This is a genomic window from Candidatus Burkholderia verschuerenii, assembly GCF_001189365.1.
GTDB classification, from domain to species: domain Bacteria; phylum Pseudomonadota; class Gammaproteobacteria; order Burkholderiales; family Burkholderiaceae; genus Caballeronia; species Caballeronia verschuerenii.
In genome coordinates this window covers 1-14,574 of the sequence record NZ_LFJJ01000149.1, presented here as the reverse complement: position 1 = coordinate 14,574, position 14,574 = coordinate 1, and the positions used below count along the sequence as shown (strand labels likewise).

The following is a 14,574-nucleotide window of genomic DNA, read 5'->3' as shown; positions in this document are numbered from 1 at the left end:
GTATGAAGCCGTGCCCGCGCCGGTCGTCTATGGCGAAGACTGGCGCGAACGCGAATGGCGCGAGCGTCAGGAATGGCGCGCGCATCGCGAGTACGAGCGCCGTCGCGGCTGGTACGGTTACTGATCGACAAATCGCAGGCATACGACGGGCGCGCATCAGCGCCCGTTTTTCATCAACAGACGCAATAGCGCGGGCAGCACGACGAGCACGAGCGGCATCTGCACGATGAGTCCCGAGATGATCGCGACCGCGAGCGGTTGCTGCATCGCCGATCCTTGTCCGATGGCGAACGCCAGCGGCAACAACGCGAGTATCGCGGCGATGGTCGTCATCGCGATGGGACGCATGCGGTTCGCGCCCGCCTCGATCAACGCGTGCGAGAGTTCCATGCCCTGCTCCGCGATCAGACCGTCGAACTCCGACACATAGAAGATCGCCACTTCGGTGACGATACCGATGATCATCGTCATGCCCATCATCGCCGAGATATTCAACTCGATGCCGCTCACCCACAAGCCGATGAACACCGCGCCCGCCGCGAACAACGGCATCGCCAGCACGGCAAGCGCGATACGAAAACGCTCGTAGAGAAACAGCAAGAAGCTGAAGACCAGCGCGACGGCCGCGCCGAACACCGCCATCAATCCCTTGAACGCGATCTGTTGCTGCTGATATAAACCGCCCAGTTCGTAGTACACGCCCTTCGGCAAGAGTCCGGGCGCGGACAGCGCCTTTTGCACATCGGCGATGGTCGAGCCGAGATCGCGTCCGTCGATACGCGCGGTCACCGCGTCCATGCGCTTGAGGTTGTCGCGCGTAATTTCCGGCTGACCGCTCACGGGCACGCGCTTCGCCACACGGTCCAGCGCGAACATATGGCCATCGGGCGCGCGGATCTGCAATGCGCCGAGTTGCGTATCGGTCAGCGTCAGCGCATGCGCGACCTGCACGCGCACGCCGATGGTCTTCGGCCCGCGCTGGAATTGCGTGGCGACATTGCCTTCGACCATATGCGTCACCGCTTGCGCGATCGATTGCGGGTCCATGCCTTCGGCAGCGGCCGCGTCGGCGCGAATCTGCAATTCGAGCGCATCGCCTGCTGGGTTGATGCCGTCGTTCACATCGACGATGCCCGGTATCTTGCCGATCGATGCCGCCACCTTGCGCGCGGTGGTATCGAGCGTATTCGAGTCGTCGGAGTAGATCTTGATCTGCACCGGTTGCGGCACGGCGGTCAGATCGCCGATCAAATCTTCCATCAATTGCGCGAGCTCGATGCTCACGCCCGGCACCTGACTTTCCACCTTCGAGCAAATTTCCTCCATCACCACATCGATCGGTTCGCGATTGCCCGACTTCAGCTTGATGAAGAAATCGCCTTTATTCGGCTCGTTAAGATCGCCACCGAGACCCGCGCCCGTGCGACGCGAATAGGTCGCCACATTCGGATTCGCGCGCACGATGGCCTCGATCTGCTTCATCAGACGATCGGTTTCGCTGACGGATGTGCCGGGTTGCGTGTGATAGTCGAGCACGAAACCGCCTTCGTCCATGCTCGGCATAAAGCCGCTGCCCACGCGCATGAAGGCGATCACCGCGACGATCGCGAGCGGCACGATGCCGAGCAGAACGAGCCAGGGCATCGCGCTGACGCGCGTGACAAGCGCGCGGTATCGCGCGAGCGTCCAGCGCATCAGCCGCGATTCGCGATGCTCTTGCGCATCGTGCGCCTTGAGCCAGCGATCGCACAGTGTCGGCACCGCGAGCCATGTCACGAGGAAAGAGATGAACAGCGCGCTCGCCATCGTGACGGAAAGTGCCTTGAAAAAGGCACCCGTCACGCCTGAGAGAAACGCCAGCGGCACGAAGATGATCAGCGTTGCCGCCGACGATCCCGCCAGCGGCCGCGTGAATTCGATCGCGGCGGCCATCACGCGGCCCTTGAACGCATCGGCGCCATGCTCGCGCATGCGTCGCACGATATGCTCGATCATCACGATGGCATCGTCGATCACGAGGCCCACGGCAGCGGCCATGCCGCCCAGCGTCATGATGTTGAAGCCCATGCCGAACACATCGAGCAGCAGAATGGTCGCGGCCATCACGACAGGCACGAGCGCCACCGCGATCACGGTGATCTTCCAGTTGCGCAGAAACGCGAACAACGTCAGCGCCGCGAGCACGACGCCGACGAGAATCGCATCGCGCACGCTGGATGCCGACGCCACCACCAGTTCGCTCTGATCGTACCAATTGGCAAGCGTCGTTCCGGCGGGCAACTGATGCTGAAACTCCGCGAGACGCGCGCGAATCGCACGGGCCATCGCGACGCTGTTCGCGCCCGGTTGCTGATAGACGTTGACGAGCACGGCATCCGCGCCATCGGCGGTCACGCGAATCCATTGCGGCACGACGCCTGCATGCACGTCGGCGATATCGCCGAGACGCACTTGCGTTGCGCCGTTGCTCTGCACGACGACCTGCTTCAATGCATCGATGGTCGTGACGGTCACGTTCGAGATCACGAGATAGAGCTTGTAATGATCCTCGATACGGCCGTTCGCCACCAGCACGTTACCGGCGCTCACAGCCTTCGTGACCTCCGCTACCGATAGCTTGTGCGCCGCGAGTCGCGCCGGATCGATACCGACTTCGAACTCGTCCTGCGTGCCGCCCGTCACATCGACGCGCGCGACGCCGCTCACCGACGACAGCAACGGCCGCATCTGAAATTGCGCGAGATCGCGCAGCGCGGACAGGCTCTGCGTCTTCGACGTCAGGCTATACGCGATCACCGGAAACACCGTCGGGTCCATGCGGCGCACCTGCATGGTCGTGCCCGCCGGCAAGGTGCCGAGTATCTCGCCGATGGCCGATTGCGCCTGCAAAGTGGCTTGCGCCATGTCCGTGCCCCAATCGAAATTGATCGAGATCTCGGCTGCGCCACGACTCGTTTTCGATTCGACGTCGCGCACGTTCGGCACGCGTCGCAGCGCTTCCTCGACGGGCATCGTGACGAGCGCGGTCATCTGTTCGGCGGGACGATCGCCCGCATCGAGCGATACGACGGCACGCGGAAACGCCACATTGGGGAACAGCGAGATCGGCAGACGAAAGGCGGTGAGCGCGCCGGCAATCGCGGCGAGCGCGATCACAAACAGCAACGAGCGCGTATGCGTCTGCATCCATTGACTGAACTTCATCGGGACGCGCTCCCCTGCTCCGCCGGCGTCGCTTGCGTGCGTACCGTCATGCCGTCGGCGAGTTCGTAGTTGCCGGAGACGACGAGCGGCAATGCTGCATCCAGCGGACCATCGACTCCGTAACGCGCGCCGTTTTCCACTTTGAGCGCGACATTCACGCGATGCGCGTGCTTGTTCTTAGCGATTTGGTATACGTAAGCGCCTTTTCCATCTTTCAACAAAGCATTGCGCGGCACAATCCAATGCGATCCTTCGGATGTCGAAATATCCGCACCGGTACGCGTACCGGGAATGAACGCAGTACCAGTCAGCGGCACGTTCGCCGCGACATCGACGAGTTGCGTCTGCGGATCGATCGATGCGCCGACGAGCACCACGCTGCCTTTGATCGAGGCATCGGCGAGTGGGGTGGACAGTCCGTTCAAGGTCAGCGGGTCGCCTGCGTGCAGACGCGCGGCATCGGCCGGTTCGACGCCCAGCATCACGTTGCCGCGTGCACCGCCGCTACCCGCGATTTGCAGAATCGGCGCGCCAGCCTGCACCTGATCGCCGTTGCCCGCCTGCACTTGCAGCACGACGCCTGCCTCCGTCGCGGTCACGGTCTTGTCGCCCAACGTCGCGCCGAGCTTTTGTTGCGCTGACAGCGTTTCCTGCGCATCTTGCGCGGCCTTTTTCGCTACCGCGAGTTGCGATGCTGTCGCGAGCCCTTTGTCGTAGAGCGATTGCGTGCGAGCCATTTCGTCCTGAACGAGTGTCGCCGCGCTGCGCGCCTGCACGAAGCCCAGCGCCGCGGCAGGATCCGCCTGCACGACGAACAGCGGCGTGCCGCGCGCGACGCGTTGTCCGCTTTGCGCGAGCATGCGCATCACGCGCGCGACATACGGCAAGTTCACGGTCACCAGATTGCTGGCGGATGCATCGACGACGCCATACGCGTGCACCGGTTGCGCGATCACGCCGCGTTGCGGCGCGACGGTTTGCACGGCGACCGAAGGTTCATCCGCGAAAAGAGGATTGGAAAGCGCGACGCAAAGCAGCGCCGCGACATAAATAAATCTATTCGGCATGGTGTGCGGAGAAAGTGGGAGTATCGAGAATCGCGTCCGGAATCGCGCTGCCGAGCACCGCTTGCAATGCGACGCGCTGTTCCGCGAAGCTTTCCGCCAGCGTGCCGATGTCGATCCGGCGCGTGAGCGCGGCGGCTTGTGCGTCGGTGTACGCGCCGAGCGCGAGGTCGTGCGCGTCGTAGGCTTGCTGCGCGTTACGCGCAGCCGTATCCGCATCGGGCAGCGCGCGCACGGCCGCGTGCAGTTGATCGAGCAGAATGGCGCTATCTCCACGTAGATGGGCCACATCGGCATACGCCTGATTGAGCCGGATCTGATACTCCTCGCGCATGCGTGCGCGCGTCGTCTGTTCGATAGCGATATTGCCGCGATTGCGATTGAAGATCGGCAGGCTCAGGTTGATCTGGAAGCCTGTCGTGTAGATGTTCGATGTATCGCGCGCGCGATTGAAGCCGACCGTCAGGCTCGGAAACTGGCTCATCACGGCCGCGCGATACTTCTGCTCCTGCGCTTCGTAGCCCGCCTGCAACGCGAGCAGATCGGGACGTCGGCGCGGCAGATCGGTCAACGCGGCGTCGATCGTCTGCTCGCTCGGCGTGGCCGAATCGCCGTCACGTGTGTCGACGAGTTGCAACTTCACATCCGGCAATACACCCAGCAACGCGTTAAGATCATGATGCGTCTGTTCCGCCGCGCGTTCGGCATCGGTCCATTGCTTGCGCGTGTCGTTATACGAGAGCAACGCGGCGCTCGTCGCATCCGATGCGAGATTGCCTTCGCGCGCGGCTTGCGCCGTGCGTTCATAACGCACGCGCGAGAGTTCCTGCAAGCGATGCAGCATCGGCAATGTCTCATCCTGCAAGCGCGCCTTGAGAAACAACTGCTTGGCTTGCGCGATCACCTGCCACTCTTGCCACAACAAGCCGAGGTCGGTCTTGACGACGGTCGCATCGGCGGATGCCTTGTTCGCGCCGCGCGTGACGATCGCCATCACGTCCATGCTCAAGCCGTAATTGAAGGCGCGCGTCGTATCGAGTGCACCGGGATAGTCGCTCGAAATCGCGATTTGCGGATCGGGCAGCAAGCCCGCCGAAAATGCCTGCGCGCGAGCGATATCGAGGTCGGCGCGGGCCAGCTTGAGATCGGGATTGTTCGCGACCGCCAGCATCGCGACTTCTTCGATATCGAGTCCATCGGATGGATCAAAGCGATGCGAGGCCAGTTCCGGCAACGGCATGGTGCGCGGATCGATCTGCATCCGTTCGAGCGATGTCGTCGATGTCGATGTATCGACGGGATTCAACGGCTCGCGTCTATACCAGGTACATGCGGGTAAGGCTAGCACGCACAGCAGCACGACCGCCGTCCTGAGCGACGGTCTGCTTAAAGAGCATGAAGCGGTCAATCGCAACTCCGGATTTATTCAAGATATTTGATCCGCAGCTTGCAAGCGCCGGCTTAGAAGAGACTTAGTAAAAAAATAGTGTTTCTTAGCAATATTCTTAGCTGTTTTCTTAGCGTCAGCGCTGCTAAGCGCCGCCTAAGTTACCTTGACGAAAGTCTCCCTGCACGCGACAGCTTTCGTCCGCACTTCGCGGATCGACTGTCCCGTCGATCATCGAGCACGGGAGACTACGATGCAGGCCGCGCGGAACGCCACTCTCACACGGACCCTCAACAAGGTTCCGGAAGTCACGCTGATTTTCTGGGTGATCAAGATTCTGTCGACCACGGTCGGCGAAACCGGTGCCGACTATCTCGCGGTGAACGTCGGCCTCGGCACGCTCGCGACCGATGCGATCACGGGCGCGCTGCTTATCGCCGCGTTTCTCATGCAAGTGCGTGCGCGCCGCTATGTGCCGTGGCTTTACTGGCTTACGGTCGTTCTCGTTAGCGTGGTCGGCACGCAAATCACCGATGCGCTGACCGACGCGGCAGGCGTGAGTCTTTATGCGAGCACTGCCGCATTTTCCACGTTGCTCGCCGCCGTTTTCGCATTTTGGTATCACTTCGAAAGCATGCTGTCGATCCGCTCGATCGATACGCGCCGGCGCGAATTGTTCTATTGGGCGGCCATTCTTTGCACCTTCGCGCTCGGCACCGCCGCTGGCGATCTCGCAACCGAAGCGCTCGGCTGGGGCTTCACGCTCGGCGTGATCATCTTCGGCGCGCTCATCGCAGTCACTGCATTTGCTGCCTATTGCGGTATGAATCGCGTGCTCGCATTCTGGATCGCCTATGTGCTGACACGTCCTTTGGGCGCATCGCTGGGCGATCTGTTATCGCAATCGCCGAAATATGGGGGCGTGGGGCTCGGGACCATTTATACGAGCGTCATCTTTCTGGTTGTCATCGTCGCACTCGTCGCTTATCTCAGCACGCAAAGACCGTCATCGACGGAATCCAGCACCGCCTGAACTTTTCAATGGAGCACATCATGATTTCAATTCGAACGCGCACGATCGCCATGAGTTTCGTTATCGGCGCGGCGGCTTTTTTCTCGGCGCTTTCGCCTTCCGGTTTCGAGATCGCGACGGAAGCGCATGCCGCATCGAAGCTCGGCGATTTATCGTCGTTCCGCAGCATTGCCGCCGATACCGCGTCCAAGGTCGACAAGGGCGATCTGGCCGGCGCGAAAACGCGCATCAAGGATCTGGAAGTATCGTGGGACGACGCGGAAGCGGGACTGAAGCCGCGCGCCGCGCACGACTGGCACACGCTCGACAAGGCAATCGACAATGCGCTGGAAGCGTTGCGCGCCAAAGCGCCTGAACAAACGAAATGCAAGCGTGCGCTGGCCGATCTTCTCGCAACGATGGACAAGCTCGCGGCCTGACTTTGCCTTGGCGCTCGCGCTCCCTGATGTCTATCATCGACACATACGGGCTTTCAGGGAGTGCCGTCAGATGAACCCAATCGCGCTTGCATGTGCAACCCTGCTAGGGCTGCTTTTATTCGGCCTCGGTCTAAGCATTTCGATGATGCGCTTTCGCACCGGTACGATCATCGGTTGCGAACCCGATCCGACAAGTACGCTTTACAAGCTGGTTCGCGAACACGCCAATACGGCGGAATATGCGCCTTTTTTCGCGCTTCTGTTTTTGTATCTCGGCGCACATTCGCCCTCTTCGGCGACGCTCGGGCTTATCGTCGCGGCGACCGCATGCCGCTTGATACTCGTGATCGGTCTGATCGCGTGGCCTACGATGTCCAAACCCAATCCGTTTCGTTTTCTCGGCGCGGTCGGCACGTATGTGACGGGCATTGCGCTATGCGTCAGACTGATCGCTTGAACGCGCCGATGCCGGCGTTTCTTGCAACGCGCATCAGCATCATCGCAATGCCGCCCCAGGCGAATTCGCGCGCGCGCCTGACCAAGGCAAGCGATAGCGCCGCTTCCCGTTCGATGCCGAATGCCGCCGCAATCGCCACGATCGCGGCTTCCTGCACGCCGAGTCCTGCCGGCAGAATAAACACGGCGTTGCGCACGCATTGCGTAAGCGCTTCGATCGCTATCGCGCCTTCGATCGACACCGAATGCTTAAGCATCGCGAGCCCGAGATAGATTTCCGTTGCGCCGAGCACGTAGCCCGCGAATTGCCATGCGAACGCTCGCACGCACAGCGATGTATTGCGCAACAACGCGCGAATTTCGCCATCGAGGCGCTTGCCGTCGAGGCGTGCCACGAGTTCATGCGAATCGCCTATCCAGCGCCGCGCCATCGCTTCGAGCCGATGAAACGGCGCGCCGCGATGCGCGACCACGAACGCACAGACGGCCACGGGCAAAGACATCGCCAGTCCCCACGCGATGATTCGCGGCAAGCCATCGGCGGCATTCAGATGCATGCACAAGATCGCAAGGCCGAGCATCGCGAGCGCGTATTGAACGGCCATCGTGATAAGCGTCTCGGCGATCACCGATGCACTCACGACACTGACATCGCTCGCATAACGCACAGCAAGACGAATGCCGATCAGTTCGCCGCCGATACCGAGCACCGGCAGCAAGCGGCCGACCGCTTCGCGCACGGTTGCGATCCACCACAACGTCGGCAAGCTCAGACGATCGGCGAGCAGCAATTGCCACGCGCGTGCATCGAGTAAAAGCGGTAGCGCGTGAAGCGGCACGAGCCAAAGCAGAATCGGCCCAGTGTGCTGAATCAGCGCAAACGCTTCGGACATGCCTTCGTGCAAAGCGAGCGCGATCAGCAGCGCAATCGCAACGGGCCAGCGCAAGCACGCGAGACATTTGAGCAAGTGCTTCATGCTGCGAAGACGTCCGAGAATGCGCCACGCTTGGCGCCCGTCGCGGCGATAGCTTGCGCGACACGCGGCGAGCACAATGCCGCGAGTTCGTCCGCGTGACGATAATCGCGCATCGCGTGCGTGATTGGCGCGGCTTCATCGATAGCGGGATGGCTGTACACCTCCAGCACGCCGTCCGGCGCGCGCGCCAGCAGATCGAGCATCGTCGCTTCGTTCATGCGGCCGGTCGATGCGATACCCGCCACCCAGTCGTTATGCGCGATGCCCGCTCGCTCGAGACGCGCCTTCATCAACGCAGCCCAAGGCGCAAGCAAGGACGGCCCGCTCATTTCGCGCGGCAAGCGCATCGCGCGCAAGCCGAATGCCTTGCCGATGTCGAGAATGAGCGACAGCACCGTCGGATGCAGATGAAAATGCTTATGCGTATTGACGTGATCGAGTTCGAGACCCGTCGCCGCGAATGCTTCGAATTGCGCGCGAATTTCCCTCGCCAATTGCCGACGCACATACGGAAGAAAAAAGAAACGGAAACCATCGCGCACCATGCGATCGCCGAAACGTCCGTTCGTATCGACGAGTGCGGGAATGGCGTGCAATGGCGAAGTCGGCGCGCCATCGGCCAATACGATATGCAAGCCCACGCGCAAGCGCGGCAAGCGGCGCGCGCGATCGATCGCATCGCGTGCAGCGGGACCGCTGACCATGAGACTCGCGCAATCGAGCACGCCTTCGCGATGCGCGCGTTCGACGGCTTCGTTCACGCGTTCGTGCAGGCCGAAATCGTCGGCGGTGACGATCAATCCGCGCACAATGTCATGCCTCGTGCGCGCGCAAAAAGCGGAAGAACTCGACGCCTTCGCGCAAGCGGCGTTTCATCATGTCCCAGCTCATCAGTATTTCGCGGACGATTTCCCATATCTTCGACGGTCGGAAATAGAAGCGCTTATAAAAGCGCTCCAGATCATGATAAATCTCTTCGCGCGACAGATGCGGATAACCGATCGCCGCGAGCTGCACGCCTTCCTTGCTGACGAGATTGATCACCTTGTTCTCTTCGAGCCAGCCGCTTTCCACCGCCTGTTTATAGAGCGTGGTGCCGGGATAAGGCGCGGCAAGCGACACCTGAATCGTGTGCGGATTGATTTCCTTCGCGTATTGAATCGTCTTCTCGATCGTCTCTTTGGTTTCGCCCGGCAAGCCCAGAATAAAAGTGCCGTGAATCTTGATGCCGAGCTTTCTGCAATCGTCCGCAAAACGTCGCGCGATATCGGTGCGCAAGCTCTTTTTGATGTTGAGAAGGATTTGATCGTCGCCCGATTCATAGCCCACTAGCAAGAGCCGCAAGCCATTTTCCTTCATGATCTTGAGCGTCGCGTAAGGCACGTTCGCCTTGGCATTGCAGGACCACGTCACGCGGAGCTTGCCGAGTCCGCGCGCGATCTCTTCCACGCGCGGCTTGAAGTCGGTAAAGGTATCGTCGTCGAACATGATCTCCTTGACCTCGGGCATGTTGTCGCGAATCCACTTCACTTCTTCGAGCACGTTCTCGACCGACCGCACGCGATAGCGATGCCCGCCGACCGTCTGCGGCCACAGACAAAACGTGCAGCGGGATCGGCAGCCGCGCCCCGTGTAGATCGACACATACGGATAGTTCAGATAGCCGATAAAGTAATTCCCGATGTTCAGATCGCGCTTGTACACCGGCGCGACGAACGGCAATTCGTCCATGTTTTCCAGTATCGGACGCGCTTCGTTATGTTCGATCGAGCCATCCGGCAAGCGGTAGCTCAAGCCCTTGATCGACGCAAACGGCTTGCCTTCCGCAATCTCCTTGCACGTCAGATCGAACTCCTCGCGGCAGACGAAATCGATCGCATCGCTTGCGGTCAGCGACGGATGCGGATCAACCGCGACCTTCGCGCCCACCATGCCGATGCGAATCGACGGCGCGCGTGCCTTGAGCTTCTCCGCGAAAAGCGCGTCGGTCGGGAAGGACGGCGTGCTGGTGTGGATCACGACCAGTTCATAGCGCGCGGCGATATCGAGCGTCGCCTCGACCGACAGACCGTCGGCGGGTGCATCGAGCACGCGGCTTGTCGGTATCAGCGCGGCCGGCTGCGCGAGCCAGGTCGGATACCAGAACGAGCGAATCTCGCGCTTGGCCTGATAGCGCGACCCCGCGCCGCCGTCGAAACCGTCGAACGACGGCGCTTGAAGAAAGAGCGTTTGCATCATGATTCTAAGTCTCGTGAGGGATCGAGAGAAATGCGGTTAGTGACTATCGCTCGCGTCGCCGACGCCGCGCATGGTTTGCGAATCGTCGACGGGTATGCGCGCGTCGCGCCATAGCACGCTGGAGCCGAAGCACGCGGCGCACCATTGCAGCCACATCAACGCATCGCGTAAGGGAAGCAGCGGCAGATCGCGCCAGAATGCGCGCATCGAACGTGCGCTGCGCCAGTGCAGCAACAGCCGCGCGCTCAAGCCGAATGACGTGCTCAGATCGACGATGGTGTCCGCCGTGGACTGCGCGAAGTCCGCGCCGCTCGAATCGAAGCCGAGGCTTAACAACGCGCTCGCCAACAGCCACGGCATCGTGAACGTGATGCACAGAAACGCGAAGCCCAGCGGATTGACCGAGCGGATCGTGCGCAGCCAGCGCGTTTCGCGTCGCCATAACGCGGCCAGATCGCGTTCGATCACATCGGTCGCGACCAGCACTTCGGACAGCACCGTGCGCAGGCCCAGCGCCCGCACGCGCTCCGCGAGCCAGTAGTCGTCGGCAAGACAATCGCGCAAGGCTTCAAAGCCGCCGCTGCGCGTCAACGCATCGCGCGTCACGGCAATCGTCGCGCCGAAGCCGAAGCGCTTGACGCCGAGCCAGTTCGCCAGATAGACCGAAGGCGCAAACCACTTGTCGATAAACAACACGCCCATGCGCGCCCAAAATCCGCCGACGCGGCGCGCGCGATAAAGACACGTCACCACGCCGACATCCGCATCGGCGAGCGGCGCGGTGACGCGCTTCAGATAATCGGGTTCCACCGCGATATCGCTATCGGCGATGACGAAAATATCGTGGTGCGCGCGCGTCGCCAGATTGATCAGATTGCCGACCTTGCGATTGCTGCCGTGCGCGGTGGCATCGATGACAAGCTCGATATCGTGCTGCGGATAAGCGCGCATCAGATGACGCACGCCGCCCGCCGCCGGGTCCGCCGCACTCGCGACGCCGAACAGCAATTGATAAGAAGGATGCGTCTGCCTGCAGAACGTTTCGAGGTTCGCGTAGAGACGCGGTTCCGCGCCGCATAACGGCTTGAGCACGCTGATCGATGCAGCCGCAAGAGCGTTGTCTTCGCCATCCTTGCGCCGCGATCCAGTCGCCGACGAATACCAGCCCGGATGAACCAGCGCGACGAGCGTCGCATGAATCGAAGCCGCGCAACACAGCCCGATGAGCAACCAGACCGCAATCGGAATCGAATGCAGCGTCATGCGATTTTCCCCGACTCGCATGCTTCTTTAAGGACCATCGGCAAGCGGCGTTGCATGGAAATTTCCTCTTCGTGTTCTGATGTTGAACTGAAGGAAATGCGAACGAAAACCGGAAGCCTGCGGTCGATATACTTAACTTAAGCAGTGTGAAACGTCACGTGTCGGACGCGAAATGAAAGTCAGCCGAAACGCAGCAGCAAGCGCGTGCTAAGCCAGGGCGCTTTCGCGAGCTTGCTCAAGGGAGATTTCGCGCCGATGTCAGACGTGACGTCAGACGTGACGCGCGATAAAGATGAGGGGAAATACGAGGCAAGCGGACTGGCGTCAAAGCCAGCCGCTTAAGAAATTGAGACTTAGTTGACGTTCAGATTACCGCTAAGACGCGCATGGAATGCGCGGCTGCGTTCGTCCAGTCCGATTAATTGCACGGCGATATCGTGCTGACGATATTTCACTTCGATGGAATCGAGCGCGGCGACCGTCGATGCATCCCAGATCTGCGACTTCGAAAAATCGATCGTGACCGGGCGCGGATCGCTCGCATACTCGAAGCGGTCGACCAGATCGTTGCTGCTGCCAAAGAACAGCGGCCCATGCACTTCGTAGCGCACGCTTTGGCCATCGTCGGAGACGGTGCGAATCGTGCGGATCACATGCGCCACGCGGCGCGCGAACAGCATCGTCGCGAGCAGCACGCCGCCGACCACACCGATCGCGAGGTTGCCCGTATAGACCGTCAGCGCGACGGATACCAGCATCACCGATGTCTCCGGCAAAGGCATGCGTTTGAGCGTCGCCGGATGCAGGCTGTGCCAGTCCACCGTCTTGACCGCGACGACCATCATCACGGCGGCGAGCGCGACCATCGGAATGCGCGCCATCACCGAATTCAGGCCCGTCATGAGCAGCAGCAGCATGCCGGCCGCGGCAAGCGTGGACACGCGCGTGCGCGCCCCACCGATGCCCACGTTCACCACGGTCTGGCCGATCATCGCGCAACCGGCGATGCCGCCGAACAGGCCCGCGCACAGATTGCCGAGGCCGAGCGCCCACGATTCCCGCGTCTTGTTCGAGCGCGTCTCGGTCATTTCATCGACGAGTTTGGCGGTGAGTAAGGTCTCCAGCAAGCCGACGAACGCAATCGATACCGCCGTCTGCCAGACGATTTTCAGCGTGCTCAAATCGAACGGCACGAGCCACACGGTCAGGCCCGGCAAATCCGATTGCAACGGCCGGTCGCCGCCCACGGTCGGCACGCTCCAGTGCAATGCGATCGCAAGCCCCGTCGCGGCGGCGATCGCCACCAGCGGCGCGGGCACCGCGCGCGTGAAACGCGGCCCGAAAAGCACGATGGCCAGCGTCAGCGCGAACAGCACATAGACGGCGACGGGCTTGTCCAGCAGATGCGGTATCTGCGCGCAGAAGATCAGGATGCCGAGCGCGTTGACGAAGCCGAGCATCACCGAACGCGGAATAAAGCGCACGATGCGCGCCAAACCCAGCAAGCCGAACGCGACCTGTATCAAGCCGCCGAGCAACACCGCAGGCAGGCAGGATATAGCCCGCGCCGTGCGCATGCACCATCGGTCCGACGACGAGCGCGACCGAGCCCGCCGCCGACGTGACCATCGCGGGACGTCCGCCGAACAGCGACGTGACGACCAGCAACACGACCGATGCGAACAGCGCCGAACGCGGCTCGACGCCCGAGATGAACGAGAAGGAAATGACCTCGGGAATCAGCGCGAGGCTCGTCACCACGCCCGCGAGAATTTCGCGAACGAGTTGGGCGCGCGATGACGGATCGGTCCCGGTTGCGGGATGGCTCATGGCAGGGCTCGTGTCGAAGGAAAACATGAGACGCGACACGCAACTGACACGCGGCGCGCGAAAAAAGGGGTATTACCGGGATTCGGCCACCGCCCGGCGATTGCGAGCGATCCGTGCCGTGAAAACAGATAACGTTTGCAGCCGAGACGATTCAGCCGTTCGACGTCTTGCGGAAGGGAATTTTAACAGGCCGGTGAAAAGCGCGCCTGCGAGGTGCAAAAACGCAAACCGGACGCGTCGGCGTCCGGTTTGCGGTGATTCTGCTTACTGCGCCATCGCGCCCGATGCCGCGTGGTCCTTGCCCATCGAGTCGTGCTTCTTCATCTTGCCATCCTTGCCCATCGCGTCGTGCGACATGGCGTCTTTTTTCATGCCGTCGTGCGACATCGCGTCCTTGCTCATCGAGTCGTGCGACATCGCGCCATTGGCCATCGCGCCGCTTGCCTGCGCGAATGCGGCGCTCGCGCCCATGCACAAGGTTGCAGCGAGTACTGCGCTCATGAGTCGTTTCATTGTTGCTCTCCTTGGTGGTTTGACACAGTCGAAGTGATATCCGGCGGACTCAGGAGCCGCCGAACCAGGTAGTGTGCAGAATGATGTGCAAAAACGCTGAGTGATGTGCAAAAACGCTGAGGCGGCAGGAGCGCAGAGGCAGGGGTGGCCGTGGTGTAAGTTGATGAATGTCCAGTTCGTCAACCTGCCC

The 14,574-nt window shown here is 61.4% G+C and carries 12 protein-coding genes and 1 pseudogene; 3 read left to right on the top strand and 10 right to left on the bottom strand.

Annotated features, from left to right (window positions below):
- Nucleotides 1–156 precede the first annotated feature (156 nt).
- The 3 genes from BVER_RS21085 to BVER_RS21075 are packed head-to-tail and all read right to left on the bottom strand — an operon-like array spanning nucleotide 157 to nucleotide 5,574.
- Nucleotides 157–3,204 carry an efflux RND transporter permease subunit gene (locus tag BVER_RS21085; protein ID WP_050454949.1) on the bottom strand — a complete coding sequence of 1,016 codons (3,048 nt, stop codon included), beginning with the start codon at nucleotides 3,202–3,204 and terminating at the stop codon, nucleotides 157–159.
- The gene (locus tag BVER_RS21080) at nucleotides 3,201–4,271 is read right to left on the bottom strand and encodes an efflux RND transporter periplasmic adaptor subunit (RefSeq protein ID WP_050454948.1); all 1,071 of its coding nucleotides are present in this window, start codon (nucleotides 4,269–4,271) and stop codon (nucleotides 3,201–3,203) included. Before BVER_RS21080 ends, BVER_RS21085 begins: the two co-directional genes overlap by 4 nt.
- Nucleotides 4,261–5,574: a TolC family protein gene (locus BVER_RS21075; protein ID WP_232316691.1), complete on the bottom strand. Its 1,314-nt coding sequence runs from the start codon at nucleotides 5,572–5,574 to the stop codon at nucleotides 4,261–4,263. Before BVER_RS21075 ends, BVER_RS21080 begins: the two co-directional genes overlap by 11 nt.
- A gap of 334 nt (nucleotides 5,575–5,908) precedes the next feature.
- On the opposite strand from BVER_RS21075, the gene BVER_RS21070 reads away from it, so the two are divergent.
- The 3 genes from BVER_RS21070 (at nucleotide 5,909) to BVER_RS21060 (ending at nucleotide 7,564) form a co-directional block, all read left to right on the top strand.
- Nucleotides 5,909–6,688 (top strand): COG4705 family protein, encoded by a 780-nt coding sequence (locus BVER_RS21070; RefSeq protein WP_050454946.1) that lies wholly within the window; start codon nucleotides 5,909–5,911, stop codon nucleotides 6,686–6,688.
- A 20-nt stretch (nucleotides 6,689–6,708) separates the two neighbouring features.
- Complete coding sequence (locus tag BVER_RS21065) at nucleotides 6,709–7,107, top strand: histidine kinase (RefSeq protein ID WP_050454951.1); 399 nt, start codon at nucleotides 6,709–6,711, stop codon at nucleotides 7,105–7,107.
- Between the two features lie 70 nt (nucleotides 7,108–7,177).
- Nucleotides 7,178–7,564, top strand: a complete 387-nt coding sequence (locus BVER_RS21060) for an MAPEG family protein (protein WP_050454945.1) — start codon at nucleotides 7,178–7,180, stop codon at nucleotides 7,562–7,564.
- Here BVER_RS21060 and BVER_RS21055 read toward each other — a convergent pair.
- The 7 genes and pseudogenes from BVER_RS21055 to BVER_RS21030 form a co-directional block, all read right to left on the bottom strand.
- A complete protein-coding gene (locus BVER_RS21055) occupies nucleotides 7,548–8,540 on the bottom strand; it encodes a lysylphosphatidylglycerol synthase domain-containing protein (RefSeq protein WP_050454944.1) in 993 nt (330 codons plus the stop codon). The genes BVER_RS21060 and BVER_RS21055 overlap by 17 nt on opposite strands.
- Nucleotides 8,537–9,349, bottom strand: coding sequence for a hopanoid biosynthesis-associated protein HpnK (gene hpnK, locus BVER_RS21050; protein WP_050454943.1), 813 nt, complete (start codon nucleotides 9,347–9,349; stop codon nucleotides 8,537–8,539). The genes BVER_RS21055 and hpnK overlap by 4 nt, the downstream gene beginning before the upstream one ends.
- Nucleotides 9,350–9,353: 4 nt before the next feature.
- Entirely contained in the window at nucleotides 9,354–10,775 is a 1,422-nt protein-coding gene (gene hpnJ / locus BVER_RS21045; protein WP_050454950.1) for a hopanoid biosynthesis associated radical SAM protein HpnJ, read from the bottom strand.
- A gap of 39 nt (nucleotides 10,776–10,814) precedes the next feature.
- The gene (gene hpnI / locus BVER_RS21040) at nucleotides 10,815–12,041 is read right to left on the bottom strand and encodes a bacteriohopanetetrol glucosamine biosynthesis glycosyltransferase HpnI (protein WP_050454942.1); all 1,227 of its coding nucleotides are present in this window, start codon (nucleotides 12,039–12,041) and stop codon (nucleotides 10,815–10,817) included.
- A gap of 353 nt (nucleotides 12,042–12,394) precedes the next feature.
- Nucleotides 12,395–13,618, bottom strand: a complete 1,224-nt coding sequence (locus BVER_RS21035; RefSeq protein ID WP_232316690.1) for a SulP family inorganic anion transporter — start codon at nucleotides 13,616–13,618, stop codon at nucleotides 12,395–12,397.
- 58 nt (nucleotides 13,619–13,676) lie between these two features.
- Nucleotides 13,677–13,871 (bottom strand): annotated as a pseudogene (locus BVER_RS35995) (SulP family inorganic anion transporter); the annotation flags it as partial.
- 264 nt (nucleotides 13,872–14,135) lie between these two features.
- Complete coding sequence (locus BVER_RS21030) at nucleotides 14,136–14,384, bottom strand: pentapeptide MXKDX repeat protein (protein ID WP_050454941.1); 249 nt, start codon at nucleotides 14,382–14,384, stop codon at nucleotides 14,136–14,138.
- Between the last annotated feature and the right edge of the window lie 190 nt (nucleotides 14,385–14,574).

What these genes read in the sequence shown, in the direction of transcription:
- BVER_RS21085 (WP_050454949.1), bottom strand. Translation starts at nt 3,204, where the DNA reads ATGAAGTTCAGTCAATGGATGCAGACGCATACGCGCTCGTTGCTGTTT.
- BVER_RS21080 (WP_050454948.1), bottom strand. Translation starts at nt 4,271, where the DNA reads ATGCCGAATAGATTTATTTATGTCGCGGCGCTGCTTTGCGTCGCGCTT.
- BVER_RS21070 (WP_050454946.1), top strand. Translation starts at nt 5,909, where the DNA reads ATGCAGGCCGCGCGGAACGCCACTCTCACACGGACCCTCAACAAGGTT.
- BVER_RS21065 (WP_050454951.1), top strand. Translation starts at nt 6,709, where the DNA reads ATGATTTCAATTCGAACGCGCACGATCGCCATGAGTTTCGTTATCGGC.
- BVER_RS21060 (WP_050454945.1), top strand. Translation starts at nt 7,178, where the DNA reads ATGAACCCAATCGCGCTTGCATGTGCAACCCTGCTAGGGCTGCTTTTA.
- BVER_RS21055 (WP_050454944.1), bottom strand. Translation starts at nt 8,540, where the DNA reads ATGAAGCACTTGCTCAAATGTCTCGCGTGCTTGCGCTGGCCCGTTGCG.
- hpnJ (WP_050454950.1), bottom strand. Translation starts at nt 10,775, where the DNA reads ATGCAAACGCTCTTTCTTCAAGCGCCGTCGTTCGACGGTTTCGACGGC.
- hpnI (WP_050454942.1), bottom strand. Translation starts at nt 12,041, where the DNA reads ATGACGCTGCATTCGATTCCGATTGCGGTCTGGTTGCTCATCGGGCTG.
- BVER_RS21035 (WP_232316690.1), bottom strand. Translation starts at nt 13,618, where the DNA reads ATGCGCACGGCGCGGGCTATATCCTGCCTGCCTGCGGTGTTGCTCGGC.
- BVER_RS21030 (WP_050454941.1), bottom strand. Translation starts at nt 14,384, where the DNA reads ATGAAACGACTCATGAGCGCAGTACTCGCTGCAACCTTGTGCATGGGC.